Raw genomic sequence first — 16,256 nt, forward strand, 5'->3', positions numbered from 1 at the left:
CGCGGTCGACATGGACGGATCAGTACAGACCACCAGAGCTGAGCGTGCCGAACGAAGCTTTCGGACCGACGATCGCCGTGCCACCGCTGGATGTGGTGACCTGTTTGGACGGTTGACCGCTCGAGTTGTACAGTTCGAAATTTGACCCCATGGCAAAGCCACCATCGAATTGGATGCCAAAGATCGGCTGTTCGCCTTCGCGGAAACATTCCGCCACCACGTTGTCGCCGCTTGCGCCATCCGACAGACGGGCACCGGTATTGCGGTCGATCTTGATGAACTCACAGCTTTCCGGTGGGCGGAAGGCGCTGCCACCGTATTTGGCCACTGCCTTTTGCATAAAGGCGTTGAAAACCGGTCCACACATCCCACCGCCAGACGCCCCGCGTCCAAGGCTGCGCGGCTGGTCGTAACCGATATAGCAGCCCGCCACGATGTTCGACGTAAAGCCAACAAACCACACATCTTTGGCGTCGTTGGTCGTGCCGGTCTTGCCCGCAGTCGGTACAGGCAGGTTTACAGTGCTGCGCGCGGTGCCCCGTTCGACCACACCTTCCATCATGGATGTAAGCTGATAGGCTGTCACGGCGTTCATCACACGCTCGCGGTCACTGGTCACTGTGGGGCCACGACCCGGTTGCAAGCTGGCCAGCGTGCAGTCTTCGCAGACGCGCTGGTCGTGGCGATACACCGTGTTGCCATAGCGGTCCTGCACGCGGTCAACCAATGTCGGCTCCACCCGCTCACCGCCATTGGCGAACATCGCGTAAGCGGCCACCATCTTGTAGAGCGTGGTCTCATCCGCTCCAAGAGAGTTGGCAAGCACACGGCCCATATTGTCATAGACCCCGAACTTCTCGGCATAGCTCGCGACCACATCCATGCCGACCTCTTGGGCCAGACGGATGGTCATCAGGTTGCGCGACTGCTCGATACCGGTGCGAAGTGGCGTCGGGCCATAGAACCGGTTGGAGGCGTTCTGCGGGCGCCAAATACCTTGCGGCGTGTTGATCTCGATCGGGGCGTCGACAACGATGGTTGCAGGCGAATAGCCACTGTCCAGCGCTGCGGCGAACACAAAGGGTTTAAAGCTCGACCCCGGCTGACGCTGTGCTTGTGTGGCCCGGTTGAACACCGAATGCTGATAGCTGAACCCGCCCTGCATCGAGATCACACGGCCCGTGTTCACGTCCATCGCCATGAACGCGCCCTGCACTTCCGGCACCTGACGCAATGTCCAGCGAATGAAACTGCCATCGCTGTCCGAAGTCATGCGGCGGACATGCACCACATCCCCGACAGCAAGCAGGTCTCCGGCCACCTGCCCCTTGCGGCCAAGCGATCCGTCATCGTTGCGCTTGCGTGCCCATTGAACGTCGTTGGCTGGAATCCAATGACCGTCCTCATCATCGGGAACACCTTCGATGCCGATCCGCGCATCGTTTGTGCCAAGCTCAAGCACAACCGCCGGATACCACGGGTTCTCAAGCTGGATATCGCGGGCAATGGTCACGGCCGACAATGCTTCGCGCCATGTATCGGTGCTGGCCAGTTGTTCCGCCGGGATGGTCAGGCCAGAGCCACGCCAAACACCTTGGGAGCGGTCATAGCTTTCCAAAGCACGCTGCAGCGCGTCTTCCGCCTCGACCTGCAGTTCGGGGTCAAGCGTGGCCCGCACACTGAACCCGCCCGAGAAAAATTCACCCTCGCCGAAATCTTCGCTCAGTTGACGGCGGATTTCATCGGTAAAGTAGTTGCGCGGCGGCAGCGCATCGCGGAACGGCACATAGTCTCCGTTCTGGACCGAGCGCAGGGGCATGGCGACCTCGGCCTCATAGGTCGGTTTGTCGATATACCCGTTCTCGTACATCTCTTTCAGTACGAAATCCCGCCGCGCCAACAGGCGCTCCTTGCGGCGCACCGGGTGGAATTCGGAGGGTGCCTTGGGCATCGACGCAAGCGTTGCGGCCTCGTGCGGGGCGAGTTCGACCAGCGATTTGTTGAAGTAGGTCTGCGCGGCAGCGGTCACGCCATACGAGTTTTGCCCGAGGAAAATCTCGTTCATGTAAAGCTCGAGGATCTTGTCCTTGCTCAACGTCTCCTCGATGCGTGAGGCAAGGATGATTTCCTTGATTTTGCGCTCGACCCGGCGGTCACCGGAGAGCAAAAAGTTCTTCATCACCTGCTGAGTGATGGTCGATGCACCGCGCACATCACGACCACCCGACGCAACGGCATCCACCGCAGCCGCCGCGATACCGCGCAGGTCATAGCCTTGGTGGGTGTAAAAATTCTTGTCTTCCGCCGAAATGAACGCCTGCTTAACCAGATCGGGTATTTCGTTCGCCGGTGTGAACAGGCGACGTTCCTGCGCGAATTCGTCGATGATACGGCCTTCGCGCGAATAGATGCGACTGATCGTCGGCGGGGTATATTGTGCGAGGCTTTCGTGGCTGGGCAGGTCACGGCCATACATCCAGAACACGCCGCCCACGCCAAGCGCCACCATCATCATCCCCATGGTGACAAGGGTGAAGATGGCTCCGAAGAACGACAGGATGAATCTGGTCACGGCGTGCCCCTATTTCAGTTCTGTACCCCTACAAAATTAGGGGCGCTTGGTCAAAACACATTGCCGTTCGAACCGGCAGTCGGTTGCCTATGACGCAGGGTCACGGCGCGATGGTCAGTTCCGTCTAAGCGGCGCGAGCGCCCGATCTTCGTCTCGCCACGCGATGATGCCATCCCGAATGCCTGCCGCCATGCCCTGACGCCAAATCGGATCGCTCAGGTTCTTGAGATCTTCCTCGGTCGACAGAAACCCCACTTCCAAAAGCACCGAGGGAATATCTGCAGCCTTGAGCACCGAGAACCCGGCGCTGCGCAAAGGCCGCTTGTGCACTCGGCCCACCGCATTGCGGATCCCGTCCAGCATGTGTTTGGCCAACGCCTCACTTCGGGGCGCATTGTCCAGTCTGGCAAGGCTCATCAGCACATTGGCAACCCGGTCATCGGATTGGCTGAGGTCGATGCCAGCCAGCAAATCGTCCCGGTTGTGACGTTCCGCCAAAGCGGCAGAGGCGGCATCGGACGCCTCATCGGACAGCACATATACCGCGGCCCCCCGCGCCTCTCCCTCGGCAAGGGCATCGGCGTGCAATGAAATGAACACGTCAGCTCCGGCATCGCGCGCAGCCGCCACGCGTGCTTCAAGTGACACGAAATAATCGCCATCACGGGTCAGCATCACATCGAACCCACCCGCTCGCCGCAAAACATCCTGCAATTCACGCCCGAAGGTCAGCATCAGATCAGCTTCGGTGATGCCATCGCGTTCGGCCCCCGGATCAATGCCCCCATGGCCGGGATCCAGCACAATGCTGACCCGGTCCGGATCGCGCGGCGGCACGGTATCGACCACTGCGGGTGCAGGCAAATCCCAGCGCGGATCGCGGGGTGCGCCCGCCGCCAGGTCAAAACTTGCCTGGTCGGTTTGCTCGAGCCGTATGGTGATCGTGGCACCGCCATCCGATACATCCGTCACGAGTTCGGCGCTTTCAACGATCAGCGGCTCTGCCAGATCAGCCACAAGACGCGACCAGCCGGGGCGATACCCGCCCATACGGACGCCAGCGATCCTGTCAGACTTGTCCAGCGCAGACGGATCGGCATCTGCCCACTGGACCTCACGGAAATCCATCACAAGACGGTTCGGGTTCGTCAACGTAAAGATCCGCCACGGAACGCCTTGGCTGATCTCAATCCGCAACTCCGATCCACCCCACCGATCCTGTACGTTTCCTGCTTCGAACCGCGCCATTGCGCCAAGCTCTTGCGACAGAGCAGGCCCTGCCAGCACGCCAGACAGCACAAACGCCAAAATCCGTCTCAAAACACCGCTCATTTACTCACCTTGGCCTCTGACCGGACCTTTAAAGCAATCGTACCGGATTCGCCGCGTCGAGGACAGTGTGGATACGGTCAGGTGATATGACCCTCCGCGCGCATGAACCGTTCAAGCCGATCCAGACCTTCAAGGATATCCGCAGTCGCACGCGCATAGGAAAAGCGCAGCGTTCCGCCCCCCCGAACCGGATCGAAATCAAGCCCCGGCGTGACGGCAACACCTGCCTCGTCAAGAATGGCGCGGGCAAATGCGCGGCTGTCATCTGTCAGATGCGATATATCGGCATAGACATAGAACGCCCCGTCAGGCGGCGCGATCCGGTCAAACCCTGCCTTGGGCAGACCTTCGATCATCAGGCGACGGTTCTCGCGATAGACCGCCATGTTGGCTTCCAACTCATCGCCCGCATCCATCGCCGCCAATGCGGCAACCTGCGCGGCATGGGGCGCACAGATGAACATGTTTTGCGCCAGACGCTCCACCTGGCGGACGTTTTCGGGCGGCAGAACAAGCCAGCCGACACGCCACCCCGTCATGCTGAAATACTTGGAGAATGAATTGATGACGCAGACATCATCGCTGATTTGCAACGCTGTTACCGCTTTGTGCTCGTATTCGATGCCGTGATAAATCTCGTCCGACAGGAACGCAGCCCCCTTGTCTTGCGCGGCTCCGATCAGCGCTCCCAAAGCATCCTTGCCAAGCATTGTACCGGTCGGATTTGCGGGCGAGGCCACCATCATACCTTGATAGTCGATCCCCTTCAGATCGGACGGTTCCAACTGATACCGGGCCTCCGCGCGGGTTTGCACCTCAAGCGGTATCAGGTCGAGCGACTTCATGATCTGGCGGTACGACGGATATCCGGGTGCTCCAAGCGCGATCCGGTCGCCCGCATCGAAGAGCGCCGAAAAGGCAAGGATGAACCCGCCCGACGATCCCGGTGTCACCACAACGCGCGCCGGATCAAGATCGACATCGTACCAATCCCCGTAAAGCCGCGCGATCCTCTGGCGCAGAGCGGGAAGCCCCAAGGCCACCGTGTATCCCAGCGGATTGTCGCTCATCGCGTTTTGCAATGCCTGACGGGCGAAGGCTGGCGCTGGGGTGCCCGGTTGGCCCACTTCCATATGGATAATGTGACGTCCAGCCTCCTCGGCCTGACGCGCGGCTTCCATGACATCCATCACGATAAAGGGATCAACCGCCCCACGGCTTGAGTTCCGCATCATTCTCTCCGTACAGTGTTGGGGGCAGACCTAGGGGCGAAGACAGGGCAAGGTCAATGTATCATACAGCATTGCATTTCTTGCGGGTGACAGGCCTCGTTCTGTGCCTGACAGCGCTGATTGGCGCATCGTCCGCACGCGCGGTGACTTTGCTGCGCGATGCCGATATCGAATACGCACTCAAGCAACTGGGCGCTCCGGTTCTGCGCGCGGCAGGGCTTAGCCCGAGCCAAATCCGTATTCTGGTGATCGACGACAGCACTCTGAACGCCTTTATCGTCGATACGCAGCACATCTTCATTCACTCGGGCCTGCTGACCAAGTTGGAAACCGCCGCACAGGTACAGGCCGTCATCGCGCATGAGGCGGCGCATATCTCAAACGGTCATATCGCCCGGCGTCTTGGTAACATGCGCACCGCACGGACTGCGGCAGGGCTTGGCATGGTTCTGGCTGCTGCGGCGGCTGCCGCTGGTAATGGTCAGGCAGCAGTCGGGCTTGGCCTTGGGGTGCAGTCTTCGGCGATGCGCAACTTCTTGGCACACACCCGCGCCGAAGAATCATCAGCCGACATCAGCTCGATCCGTTATCTTGTGCGCGCAGGCATCGACCCACAGGGCGCGATCGAGGTCCAAGACCTGTTCCGGGGACAAGAGGCGTTGGCCGAAACCCGGCAAGATCCGTATATGCGCTCTCATCCCTTATCACGTGACAGATTGCGCGCCTTGAAAGGCCTGGTCGCCGGGGCATCTGCGCAAACGGAGCCCGACCCCGCCGCGGATTACTGGTTCGCCCGTGCAAAGGGCAAACTGACCGCATTCACCCGGGCACCAAGCTGGACATTGCGTCGCGCGGACAGCAGCGGTAGCGCGGATATTGCGCAAATGCGCAAGGCGGTCGCCTATCACCGCCAAAGTGATCTTGGTCGCGCGCTCAGCAATATCGACGCTGCCATCTCAGCCCGCCCGAACGATCCATTCCTGCGCGAACTCAAGGGCCAGATCCTGCTGGAATCGCGTCGTGCCTCGGATGCTGTGAAAGTGTATTCCGCTGCTGCCCGCCTCGCCCCCCGCGAACCGTTGATCCTTGGCGGATTGGGGCGGGCGCAGCTTGCTGCGGGCAACGCGCAAGACGCGCTCAAGACATTGGAAGCCGCACGCGGCCGCGATTTCAGCGACACGCGCATCCTGCGCGATCTGGCCACTGCCTATGCCAAGACAGGGCAGAACGCGATGGCGTCGTTGGTCACTGCGGAACGCTACGCGGTTCAAGGGCGGTTCAAGGATGCCGCCATTCACGCCAAACGGGCCGAAGGTGCATTGCCGCGCGGATCCGGCCCATGGCAACGTGCGCAGGATGTGCTAAGTGCTGCTCAACGCGCGGCGCAGCGCTAAGCCTGATAACTGGAGACCCACATGACGAAAACCCGCCTTGCCACGTCTTTCGCCGCCCTTTTAATGGCCACCGGCGTTCAGGCTGCTGATCTTGATCTGAACAATATGTCCGACGCAGACCGCGCTGCCTTTGGTGCGCAGGTCCGGGCCTACCTGCTGGAAAACCCACAGGTGATCATGGAAGCTGTGCAGGTTCTGGAAGATCGTCAGGCCGCCGAGCAGGCACAAGGCGATGTCTCGCTGATCGAAAACAACGCCGAGGCCATCTTCAACGACGGGTATTCTTGGGTCGGCGGCAACCCCGAAGGCGATGTGACCATCGTCGAGTTCTTCGACTACCGCTGCGGGTTCTGCCGCCGTGCGCACCCTGAAGTGACTCAACTTCTCGAACTTGATGGCAATATCCGCTACATCGCCAAGGAATTCCCGATCCTTGGTGAGAACTCGGTGATCTCGTCCCGCTTTGCCTTGGCTGCCCGCGAAGTTGCAGGTGACGAGGCGTACCACGCCGCGAAAGAAGCACTGATCGTGCTGAATGGTGATCTCGACGATACAGTCCTGCGCCGTTTGGCCGACACGCTGGGCCTTGATGCAGACGCTGTGATCGCAGCGATGGACAGCGACAGCATCAACGAACAACTGGCATCAACACGGGCGCTTGCGCAGGCGTTGCAGATCAATGGCACACCGTCGTTCGTCATGGGCGACCAGCTGATCCGGGGTTACGTGCCGCTGGACGCGATGCAACAGATCGTAGCAGAGGCGCGGTAAGCCCGAGGTTCGCACGGGCGCAAGGCGGTTCGAACCGCCTTGAATCTCGCGGTTCCGAAACCGCGATTGAAGCGCATTGCAACGCGCTTGGTTCAAGCCGCACCAAAGCGGCTTTTACCTACTCTGCCGCTTCCTGCGCTTCAGCGGCGTCCAATGCCGCCGCCTTCTTCTCGACCTCTTCGACGATGTGGTCAATCATCTGGTCATTGGACATCTTGTGGCTCTGTTTGCCGGCCAGATAGACCATACCAGAGCCGTTGCCGCCGCCGGTAAACCCGACATCGGTCATCAAAGCCTCGCCCGGCCCGTTTACCACGCAGCCAATGATCGACAGGCTCATCGGTGTCTTGATGTGTTCCAGCCGCTTTTCCAACGCCTCAACCGTCTTGATCACGTCGAACCCCTGCCGCGCACAGCTTGGGCAGGAGATGATGTTTACACCGCGGTGGCGCAGACCCAATGATTTCAGGATTTCATACCCGACCTTCACCTCTTCCACAGGATCAGCCGACAACGAAACACGGATCGTGTCACCAATCCCCATCCAAAGCAGGTTACCAAGACCAATCGCCGATTTGATCGTGCCGGTCATCAGACCACCCGCCTCGGTGATGCCGAGGTGAATTGGCGCGTCCGTGGCTTCGGCCAATTGCTGGTAGGCGGCGGCGGCCATGAACACGTCCGACGCTTTGCAGCTGATTTTGAATTCGTGAAAATCGTTGTCCTGCAGGATCTTGATGTGGTCGAGACCGGATTCCACCATCGCGTCTGGACAGGGTTCTCCGTATTTCTCAAGCAGGTGCTTTTCCAACGATCCGGCGTTTACGCCAATACGGATCGAGCAATTGTGGTCACGTGCCGCCTTGATGACTTCCTTGACCCGCGCCTCAGACCCGATATTGCCGGGGTTGATCCGCAGGCAGGCCGCTCCAGCCTCAGCCGCTTCGATGCCACGTTTGTAATGAAAATGGATGTCCGCAACGATGGGCACCGGGCTTTCGCGTACGATCTCTTTCAACGCACGCGAACTGTCTTCGTCGGGGATCGAGATCCGCACAATGTCAGCACCTGCATCCGCCGCCGCCTGCACCTGCGCGATTGTCGCCTTCACATCCGGTGTCAGCGTGTTGGTCATGGTCTGAACGGTAATGGGCGCATCTCCCCCAACCGGCACATTGCCCACCATGATCTGGCGCGACTTGCGGCGGTAGATGTTGCGCCACGGGCGAATGTGATTAAGGCTCATGCAGCCCTCCTGTCGCGGAAAGTGTCAACCAAACGGTACAGTCTCTTTGAGGATATAGCTAGGCCCGGCATTGGCGCACCGCAAGCCTCAAGACACATGTTGCGACGTTCAGTCTGTGGGCTGGATGACGGACAGCTCTGCAACCACGCGTGCAAGATCGCTGTCGGCCTCAAGCGATGCCACCGCATAGGTTTGCGACAATTCGTTGACGGACAAAGCCAAGTTCGATGTCACCGATCCACGTGCTCCGGCGGGCCCGTATGTCTGGCCGTTCATGGCAAAATAGATCGCACCGGATTCGCCAACGCGCAGGGTCGGCGGCTCTTCGGTCACCGGCACCTCGTAGGTGTCGCCTGCATTCATGATGGTCTCGTAAATCACGGTCCCATCCGCCGCGCGCACCCGAATCCACGCGGGACGCACCGCAACAAGGGTCACACCCGGCGCGCTGTCTTCCAGAATTTTCGGCTGGCCAATGGTCGGCTGCGTCGTATCGGTTCCCAAGTCGGCAAGGACGCGGGTTAGATCCTGATCGCGCTGCACATCAGCAGGTTCGAGAATCGCGGCAAGCGTCGGCCCGTCAAGCGACATGTCAGACGTGACTGTACCGGACGGCCCCACCGGGCCAACGGTCTGCCCATTCACCGACAGATAGATTGCTCCGCTTTCGCCGACATTCAACAGCGCGTCCGCTTCGGATGCGGGAACAGTCCACGTGTCGCCCGCTGCCATAACGCGTTCAAAGATCACCGAACGGTCATCACCCCGCACCCGCACCCAAGCAGGACGCGCCGCGATAAGAGTGACACCGTCCGACGGCAAGGCGGCCGACGACGCCGCCGCGCGGATCGCTGCAGGTGAAAGATCGACATTCGGCAGGTTTTGCCGTGTCACCTCGGCAAAGGCCCCGACGCTGTTCGGATCAAGCGTGGAAATCGGCGCATCGCGCGCCACCAGAACCGGAACATCCAGCGCTTGCGGGCGGTAGAGCCTGTCAAATGCCTCTACCGATGCAGGTGGAGTGAACACGCCAGCGGCGGTGTTCTCGTCGAGGGTCGCAACGGTGTCGTCCGTCGACTCGATCGTGGTTTGAAGCGGATCAAGATCGCTCAGAACAACGGGCGTCTGATCGACCGGAGCAAGCTGAACGCGCTGCACTTCCTGAAGAACGGAATATCCGCCATATCCAAGCCCGCCCAGCAAAAGGACAAGAACAAGCGTCGATCCAATGGCACCGGGTTCGATGCGGGACAGCAGGGAATCGGTTCCGGGGGCAAATGGCAACGCAGGTTGCGAGAACGGATCGCGTGCGGCCTCTGCTCTCAATACGGGTGCCATGTCAGCTTTTTTGCGCGACGATGCTGCATCGGACATACCATGCGCGGTTTCAAAACCGCTTTCGGCGCAGAACACCGCGTAGGTGTCATCCGGGTCCATGCCAAGGTACCGCGCGTACGAGCGCACATATCCGGCAATAAAGCCCGGCGTGTCAAATGCGGTGGGATCGCAGTTTTCGATGGCCGCGATATAGCTGGCCTTGATGCGCAGTTCGCGCTGAACATCCAGCAGGGATTTGCCTAACGTGGCGCGTTCCCCACGCATGACATCCCCGAGCCTGAGTTCGAAATCATCGAACCCACGCGGTTTTTCATCGGTCGTGTCCTGCGAAACCTTTTGGGATTTACGCCCAATCATACTCGCTGCCCCTTGCCGTACTAACCGTCTACACGCTGCCTGCGTCGCGCGTACCAGGTGAGTCGAGTCGCGCGTTTTATTACTCTTTAGATATCACACGACAAGGTTATTTGCACTGATTCCGAGATTTAGGCGCTGAGTTCGGCGCGATTCAGCGCACAATGCGCCCAAAGTTCGTCCATCGCTTGTACAAGCTTATCAATCTCTTGCGGTCCGTGCACCGGTGACGGGGTAAAGCGCAGACGCTCTGTACCTCGCGGTACGGTCGGATAGTTGATCGGCTGCACGTAGATTCCGTAGCGATCCAGCATCATGTCGGACATTTGTTTGGTGTGGACAGGATCGCCGACAATGACAGGAATGATATGGCTGCCGTGATCGACGATTGGCAAACCCAGACCTTTGAGGCGCATTTTCAGAATGCGGGCCTGCAGCTGGTGCTGATCACGCAGGCTCTGATCCTTCTTGAGATGCGCAACCGAAGCTGCAGCCCCCGCCGCAACAGCAGGCGGCAAGGATGTCGTGAAGATAAAGCCCGGCGCGTATGATCTTATTGCGTCACACATTTTTGCAGAGGCTGCGATGTAGCCGCCCATGACACCATATGCTTTGGCAAGGGTTCCGTTGATGATGTCGATGCGGCCCATCAGGCCATCTCGCTCGGCCACACCTGCACCACGCGGTCCATACATGCCCACGGCATGCACCTCGTCGATATAGGTGAGCGCGCCGAATTCGTCGGCAAGGTCGCAAATCGCTTCGATCGGGCCAAAGTCGCCATCCATCGAATAGATCGATTCAAACGCGATCAGCTTGGGTGTGTCGGGATCATCCGCCGCCAGCAATTCGCGCAGATGGTCCAGATCATTGTGCCGGAAGATCCGCTTTGCACCACCGTTGCGGCGCACGCCTTCGATCATCGACGCATGGTTAAGGGCATCCGAGTAGATGATAAGGCCCGGGAACAATTTGGGCAGCGTCGACAAGGTTGCGTCATTTGCGATGTAGGCCGACGTAAATAACAGCGCAGCCTCTTTGCGGTGGAGATCGGCCAATTCCGCTTCAAGACGTTTATGATAGACTGTGGTGCCGGAGATGTTGCGCGTGCCGCCCGAGCCTGCGCCTGTTGCGTCTAGCGCTTCGTGCATAGCGGCAAGCACCGCAGGGTGCTGGCCCATTCCCAGATAATCGTTGCCGCACCAGACAGTAATATTGTGTTCGCTGCCATCCGGCTTGCGCCAGACTGCATGGGGAAACTGACCTTTCTGACGCTCGATGTCGATAAACGTCCGATAGCGACCCTCTTCGTGCAAACGGTTCAGGGCTTCGTCGAGTTTGTCTGCGTAGTGCACCGGCGTCTCCTTCAGTCTGCGATCTTCGAGGGCCATTTCCGTCGCCCCGCGTCGCATTCACGTTTTAGAATGGATATAGATCGCATCTCTCCATGACAATGTGCTTAAGGAACGACCAACGGTCGCAGCCTTGATCTGAGTCAATCGTTTCACCCGAACGCCGCATTTGAACGAAAAATCTGCATTTTTCCTGCATCATTCAATCAGATGGCGCGGCCTGAGCCACTCTGGACAGCGACAGGCGCGGTGATAGGGTCGCGACAAACACACAGAGGAGCCCGAACATGTCCGTCGATTCCGTCCTTGCCCGCATTGATTCCTCGCTGCCGGACAGCCTTGAGCGTCTGAAGGAATTGCTGCGCATTCCGTCGATCTCCACGGATCCGGCCTACAAGGACGCCTGTGACAAGGCCGCTGATTGGCTGGTCGCGGATCTTCAGTCGATGGGTGTCACCGCCGAAAAACGTCCGACCCCCGGTCATCCGATGGTGGTGGGGCATATCGACGGCCCCGGCCCGCATTTGTTGTTCTATGGACATTATGATGTGCAGCCTGTCGATCCGTTGGATCTTTGGGACAATGATCCCTTTGACCCACAGGTCGAGGACACATCCAAGGGCAAAATCCTGCGCGGACGTGGGACGGCAGATGACAAGGGCCAGTTGATGACCTTTGTCGAAGCCTGCCGCGCGTGGATCGCGGAACATGGCAGCCTGCCTTGCAAGATCACCTTTTTCTTTGAAGGCGAAGAGGAATCGGGATCACCCTCTTTGGTGCCGTTTCTTAAAGAGAACGCCGCCGAGTTGAAGGCGGACATCGCGTTGATCTGCGACACCGGCCTGTTCGACAGCCGGGTGCCTGCCATCACGACAATGTTGCGGGGCATGTTGCAAGAGGAAATCACGATCACCGGACCGACCAGAGACCTGCATTCCGGCATGTATGGCGGGGCGGCAATGAACCCGATCCGGGTGCTTAATCGCATCCTTGCGGCACTGCATGACGATCAAGGGCGCGTCACGATCCCGGATTTCTACGACGGTGTGCCGGAAATTCCCGCAGATGTTTTACAGCAATGGGAGGCGCTGGGTTTTGATCATAAGGCGTTTCTTGGTGACGTAGGACTCAGCGACCTTGCTGGTGAAGCAGGACGCAGCGCGCTTGAAATGATCTGGTCCCGCCCGACTTGCGAGATCAATGGGATCGGTGGCGGCTATCAGGGCGAAGGCTTCAAAACCGTGCTCCCCTCCAAAGCCAGCGCCAAGATCAGTTTCCGTCTTGTGGGCCAGCAGGACCCGCACGCCATCCGTGACAGTTTCCGCCAGATGGTGACGGACCTCACTCCGAAAGACTGCACGGTCGCATTCAAAGGCCATGGCGCCTCACAAGCGTCGGTCATGTCGATCGACAATCCAGCATTCGAACAGGCCCGCGTCGCCCTCAGCGCTGAATGGCCCGATGAAGCCGCGTTCATCGGCAGTGGCGGTTCAATTCCCGTCGCAGGGTATTTTCAAACCTTGCTTGGGACCGAATCCATGCTGATCGGCTTTGGCAAGGACGACGACCAGATCCACAGCCCAAACGAAAAATACGACATCGAAAGCTTTCACAAAGGCGCAAGAAGCTGGGCGCGTATCCTTGACGCTCTCACCCGGACCTGACCTGGGAAGGGAGCTTGTGACGTGGCGTCACTTTCATAGCATTTTCGTGTAGTTTCGCAACTTGGACACGGGCATTTCCAATTCCGGACACATTTCGCAGCGAAAAGTTAACGCCATGAGACGAGTGGTTAGAAAACAAGATCGTAACGATTTCAATGCGCGCATTCAGCGGCTTGATCCTTCGTTCGCCGCGACACCTTCCAAAGCACGCGATGCGCGTAAGCCTTGGGAACTGGGAACATCCGCGTCTCGGAAATCCAGCCACCCGGTGATGATGTCCGGCCTTGGCTTTGGTCTTGCACTCGCCGCATTGTTCGCAGCCAACAATCCCGAAACCGTCCAAGCGTTGCTGGTACGGTCTGGCTGGCCCGTGCAATTCATTCACTACGCAACAAACGGTCTCGGCCTTCTGATCCTCGGCTTGATCGTGTTCTACCTGATGAATGTCGTTCGCCTTGTGAAACCGCGGACAACCGGGCGATTGGATTCGGCCGGTCTTATCGTCGGCGCAGTCGCAGCGATTGCCGTCAGCAATCTGGATCAGGCACATCTGCAATCCGGACTGCAATACGCTGGATTTGAAAGCCCGGCGGATGTCCTGACCTTTGCGCAGGCGCGCACCTCGGACATCGCAAATATCGATTGGACAAGCGTGGTACCTGTGTCATCCTCGCCTAAATGACGCGAACACAACACTTTAGCACGAACAATCAATCCGTTGCGTACGAGGTGGCCGGTGACGGTCCACCTCTTTTGTTGTTGCACGGGTTCCCGCAAACACGGGCGATGTGGCGACCAATGATCCCTGCCCTTACCGACCGCTTCACAGTTGTGACAGCCGACCTCAGGGGCTACGGCGACAGCAGCAAACCCGCCACGATGCCCGAGATGAGCTTTCGCTGCATGGCACAGGACATGGTGGACCTCATGGACCATCTTGGCCACGTGCAGTTTCACGCCGTGGGGCATGACCGAGGGGCGCGCACGGTACACCGCATGGCGCTCGACCATCCGCAAGTCGTTCAAAGCCTGATTGTGATGGACATTGTTCCAACCGAATACCTGTTGACGAATATGACAACCGAAATCGCGCGAGCGTATTATCATTGGCTTTTTCTGGCGCAGCCCCATCCGTTTCCGGAAACAATGATCGGTCACGACCCAGACGCGTATTTCGAACGCTGCCTCTTGGGCTTCGGTAAGGCCCGCCTGTCGGATTTCGACTCAGACCTTCTGGCTACATACAGAACGGCGTGGCGCGATCCTGATTGCATTCGCGCTATGTGCCATGATTACCGTGCGGCATTGGACATTGATTGGGCGGATGATCGGGCCGACCTGGATCGACGTGTCGCGTGTCCAACGCTTGTTCTCTACGGCAAGGACGGCGCGATGGCGCAGCTTTTGGATGTTCCGGGAACGTGGGCCGATCGATTAAGCGACATGTCTCACGCCGCAATTGACGGTGGGCATTTTTTCCCCGACCAGTCGCCAGAAGCCACAACCGACGCAATCGCCCGCTTCATCACCTGATCGTTTAGGACATTGGAGAACGGGAATTTCGGGAAATGGCGCGGTTGACGGGGCTCGAACCCGCGACCCCCGGCGTGACAGGCCGGTACTCTAACCAACTGAGCTACAACCGCGCATTTCACGTCGATGCTTTGGGCAGTGATGGCGCGGTTGACGGGGCTCGAACCCGCGACCCCCGGCGTGACAGGCCGGTACTCTAACCAACTGAGCTACAACCGCTCACTGCCGCCCGCATCTGGGCGTGACGCGGGTTTTATGGTCAGTGCCCTGCCCCGTCAAGCGCTTTCGCGCGGTTTTCTGAAGCAAAAATTCAGACGGTTGGAAGCAATGGTTGGAACACTGATTTTTACCAAAGATCAGGCCGCAAACTGGCCACCTCTCGCCCTCACCCAGCCACGCCTTGGGCCCAACCGGCATCTGTCCGTGCGACTGGTACGGGCGCGGGACAATCCTGACCGACAAAGCATTCAAATTTCTGAGATATTCCGCAACATAGTATCAAAAGTGATGCGCGTTAGCGTCATTTTGGCATACGAAAGAATATAATCTGAAAGATTTGAGTTGATCGGTGACATCAAAAACATATCCTTTCTGGCCAGACTGGTTGGGGTGATCAGAGTTGTGAGTAACTTGTTGGGTACAGAACTGCGCTTCTGGGACCTGTTGGGCGAACGAATGTCCTTCAGCCTCAGGGTGTATTTGCGCGCGTTAGCGCATAATCGCACAATCTTGTTTACATTTTTGTGCATGATTGCATTCATCGCGGCCGATCCTTCGTCCGCTCGGGCCTTTGTGCCGGTCTGGTTTGCTGTCGGCTTTTGGCCCGTCCTGTTTGCGTTTTACCTGACGGTCATGATCCTCTGCCTGTTTGGCGTTGCAGCACTGGCGCGCGCAATTCCCAACCTGCGTGTTCCGATACCTGTCATTGGTTTTGTGGCACTGATACCGACGGTCGTCCTGTGCGAATCCTGCCTGCACTATGCGAGCAACGGCACACTGGTGCCTGATTTCGTTGGAAAACTCTTTATCTTCTTCTTCATGGTACAGGGGCTTGAAACGATTTACTTTCGATTCATCCTTCCCGACATCCGAAAAGAGCTCGCCGCTGAGGAACCCAGTCGCCATCTTGTCATCGGTGGCGAAAAAGTAGAACTGACCAAGCTTCTTCACATCGAAGCGCGCGAACACCATGTCCACATGACATTTGAAGACGCGAAATCACGCGCGCGGGCCCGCCTTAGCGACATTGTTGCACAGACGCAGGATACGGACGGGATGCAGCCACACCGGTCATGGTGGATTGCCCGCGACCCTGCCATTCGCGTCGAACGCAAGAACGGCCGCGTGGTTCTACGACTGCGTGATGACACCGAAGTCCCCGTCGCCCGCACCCGTGTCGACGAGGTTTTAAGCTGGCTACAAACTCACGTGCATCCCGCCGAGTAAGGCACCCCCACGCCACATGCGA

General features: G+C 58.7%; 12 protein-coding genes and 2 tRNA genes. 6 read left to right on the forward strand and 8 right to left on the reverse strand.

What is annotated here, in order from left to right; genetic code table 11:
* Positions 1–19: 19 nt before the first annotated feature.
* From MCRY_RS11945 to MCRY_RS11955, 3 genes are all read right to left on the reverse strand, one after another.
* The gene (locus tag MCRY_RS11945; RefSeq protein WP_085630132.1) at positions 20–2,572 is read right to left on the reverse strand and encodes a penicillin-binding protein 1A; all 2,553 of its coding nucleotides are present in this window, start codon (positions 2,570–2,572) and stop codon (positions 20–22) included.
* A 114-nt stretch (positions 2,573–2,686) separates the two neighbouring features.
* Positions 2,687–3,904: an N-acetylmuramoyl-L-alanine amidase gene (locus MCRY_RS11950; RefSeq protein ID WP_085630134.1), complete on the reverse strand. Its 1,218-nt coding sequence runs from the start codon at positions 3,902–3,904 to the stop codon at positions 2,687–2,689.
* Positions 3,905–3,981: 77 nt separating this feature from the next.
* Positions 3,982–5,136 (reverse strand): pyridoxal phosphate-dependent aminotransferase, encoded by a 1,155-nt coding sequence (locus MCRY_RS11955; protein WP_085630136.1) that lies wholly within the window; start codon positions 5,134–5,136, stop codon positions 3,982–3,984.
* Positions 5,137–5,192: 56 nt separating this feature from the next.
* On the opposite strand from MCRY_RS11955, the gene MCRY_RS11960 reads away from it, so the two are divergent.
* Both MCRY_RS11960 and MCRY_RS11965 read left to right on the forward strand, forming a co-directional pair.
* Positions 5,193–6,530, forward strand: coding sequence for a M48 family metalloprotease (locus MCRY_RS11960; protein WP_085630138.1), 1,338 nt, complete (start codon positions 5,193–5,195; stop codon positions 6,528–6,530).
* 21 nt (positions 6,531–6,551) lie between these two features.
* Complete coding sequence (locus tag MCRY_RS11965) at positions 6,552–7,301, forward strand: DsbA family protein (RefSeq protein WP_085630140.1); 750 nt, start codon at positions 6,552–6,554, stop codon at positions 7,299–7,301.
* Positions 7,302–7,419: 118 nt separating this feature from the next.
* On the opposite strand, the gene ispG is transcribed toward MCRY_RS11965, so the two are convergent.
* The 3 genes from ispG to hemA all read right to left on the reverse strand — a co-directional run bounded on the left by ispG (position 7,420) and on the right by hemA (position 11,594).
* Entirely contained in the window at positions 7,420–8,547 is a 1,128-nt protein-coding gene (gene ispG / locus MCRY_RS11970) for a flavodoxin-dependent (E)-4-hydroxy-3-methylbut-2-enyl-diphosphate synthase (RefSeq protein ID WP_085630142.1), read from the reverse strand.
* Positions 8,548–8,655: 108 nt separating this feature from the next.
* Positions 8,656–10,242, reverse strand: a complete 1,587-nt coding sequence (locus tag MCRY_RS11975) for a helix-turn-helix domain-containing protein (RefSeq protein ID WP_085630144.1) — start codon at positions 10,240–10,242, stop codon at positions 8,656–8,658.
* A 128-nt stretch (positions 10,243–10,370) separates the two neighbouring features.
* A complete protein-coding gene (hemA, locus tag MCRY_RS11980; RefSeq protein ID WP_085630238.1) occupies positions 10,371–11,594 on the reverse strand; it encodes a 5-aminolevulinate synthase in 1,224 nt (407 codons plus the stop codon).
* A 284-nt stretch (positions 11,595–11,878) separates the two neighbouring features.
* Here hemA and MCRY_RS11985 point away from each other — a divergent pair, with 284 nt between their 5' ends.
* From MCRY_RS11985 to MCRY_RS11995, 3 genes are all read left to right on the forward strand, one after another.
* The gene (locus MCRY_RS11985) at positions 11,879–13,255 is read left to right on the forward strand and encodes a M20/M25/M40 family metallo-hydrolase (protein WP_085630146.1); all 1,377 of its coding nucleotides are present in this window, start codon (positions 11,879–11,881) and stop codon (positions 13,253–13,255) included.
* A 115-nt stretch (positions 13,256–13,370) separates the two neighbouring features.
* The gene (locus MCRY_RS11990) at positions 13,371–13,937 is read left to right on the forward strand and encodes a hypothetical protein (protein WP_138488139.1); all 567 of its coding nucleotides are present in this window, start codon (positions 13,371–13,373) and stop codon (positions 13,935–13,937) included.
* On the forward strand, positions 13,934–14,788 hold the full coding sequence (locus MCRY_RS11995; protein WP_085630150.1) for an alpha/beta fold hydrolase: 855 nt from the start codon (positions 13,934–13,936) through the stop codon (positions 14,786–14,788). Before MCRY_RS11990 ends, MCRY_RS11995 begins: the two co-directional genes overlap by 4 nt.
* 36 nt (positions 14,789–14,824) lie before the next feature.
* On the opposite strand, the gene MCRY_RS12000 is transcribed toward MCRY_RS11995, so the two are convergent.
* Positions 14,825–14,901: transfer RNA gene (locus tag MCRY_RS12000), tRNA-Asp, on the reverse strand.
* 29 nt (positions 14,902–14,930) lie between these two features.
* Positions 14,931–15,007: transfer RNA gene (locus MCRY_RS12005), tRNA-Asp, on the reverse strand.
* A 342-nt stretch (positions 15,008–15,349) separates the two neighbouring features.
* Between MCRY_RS12005 and MCRY_RS12010 the strand changes: the two genes are divergently transcribed.
* Positions 15,350–16,234 carry a LytTR family DNA-binding domain-containing protein gene (locus MCRY_RS12010; protein ID WP_085630152.1) on the forward strand — a complete coding sequence of 295 codons (885 nt, stop codon included), beginning with the start codon at positions 15,350–15,352 and terminating at the stop codon, positions 16,232–16,234.
* Positions 16,235–16,256 lie beyond the last annotated feature (22 nt).

Source organism: Marivita cryptomonadis, from assembly GCF_002115725.1.
Lineage (GTDB): Bacteria > Pseudomonadota > Alphaproteobacteria > Rhodobacterales > Rhodobacteraceae > Marivita > Marivita cryptomonadis.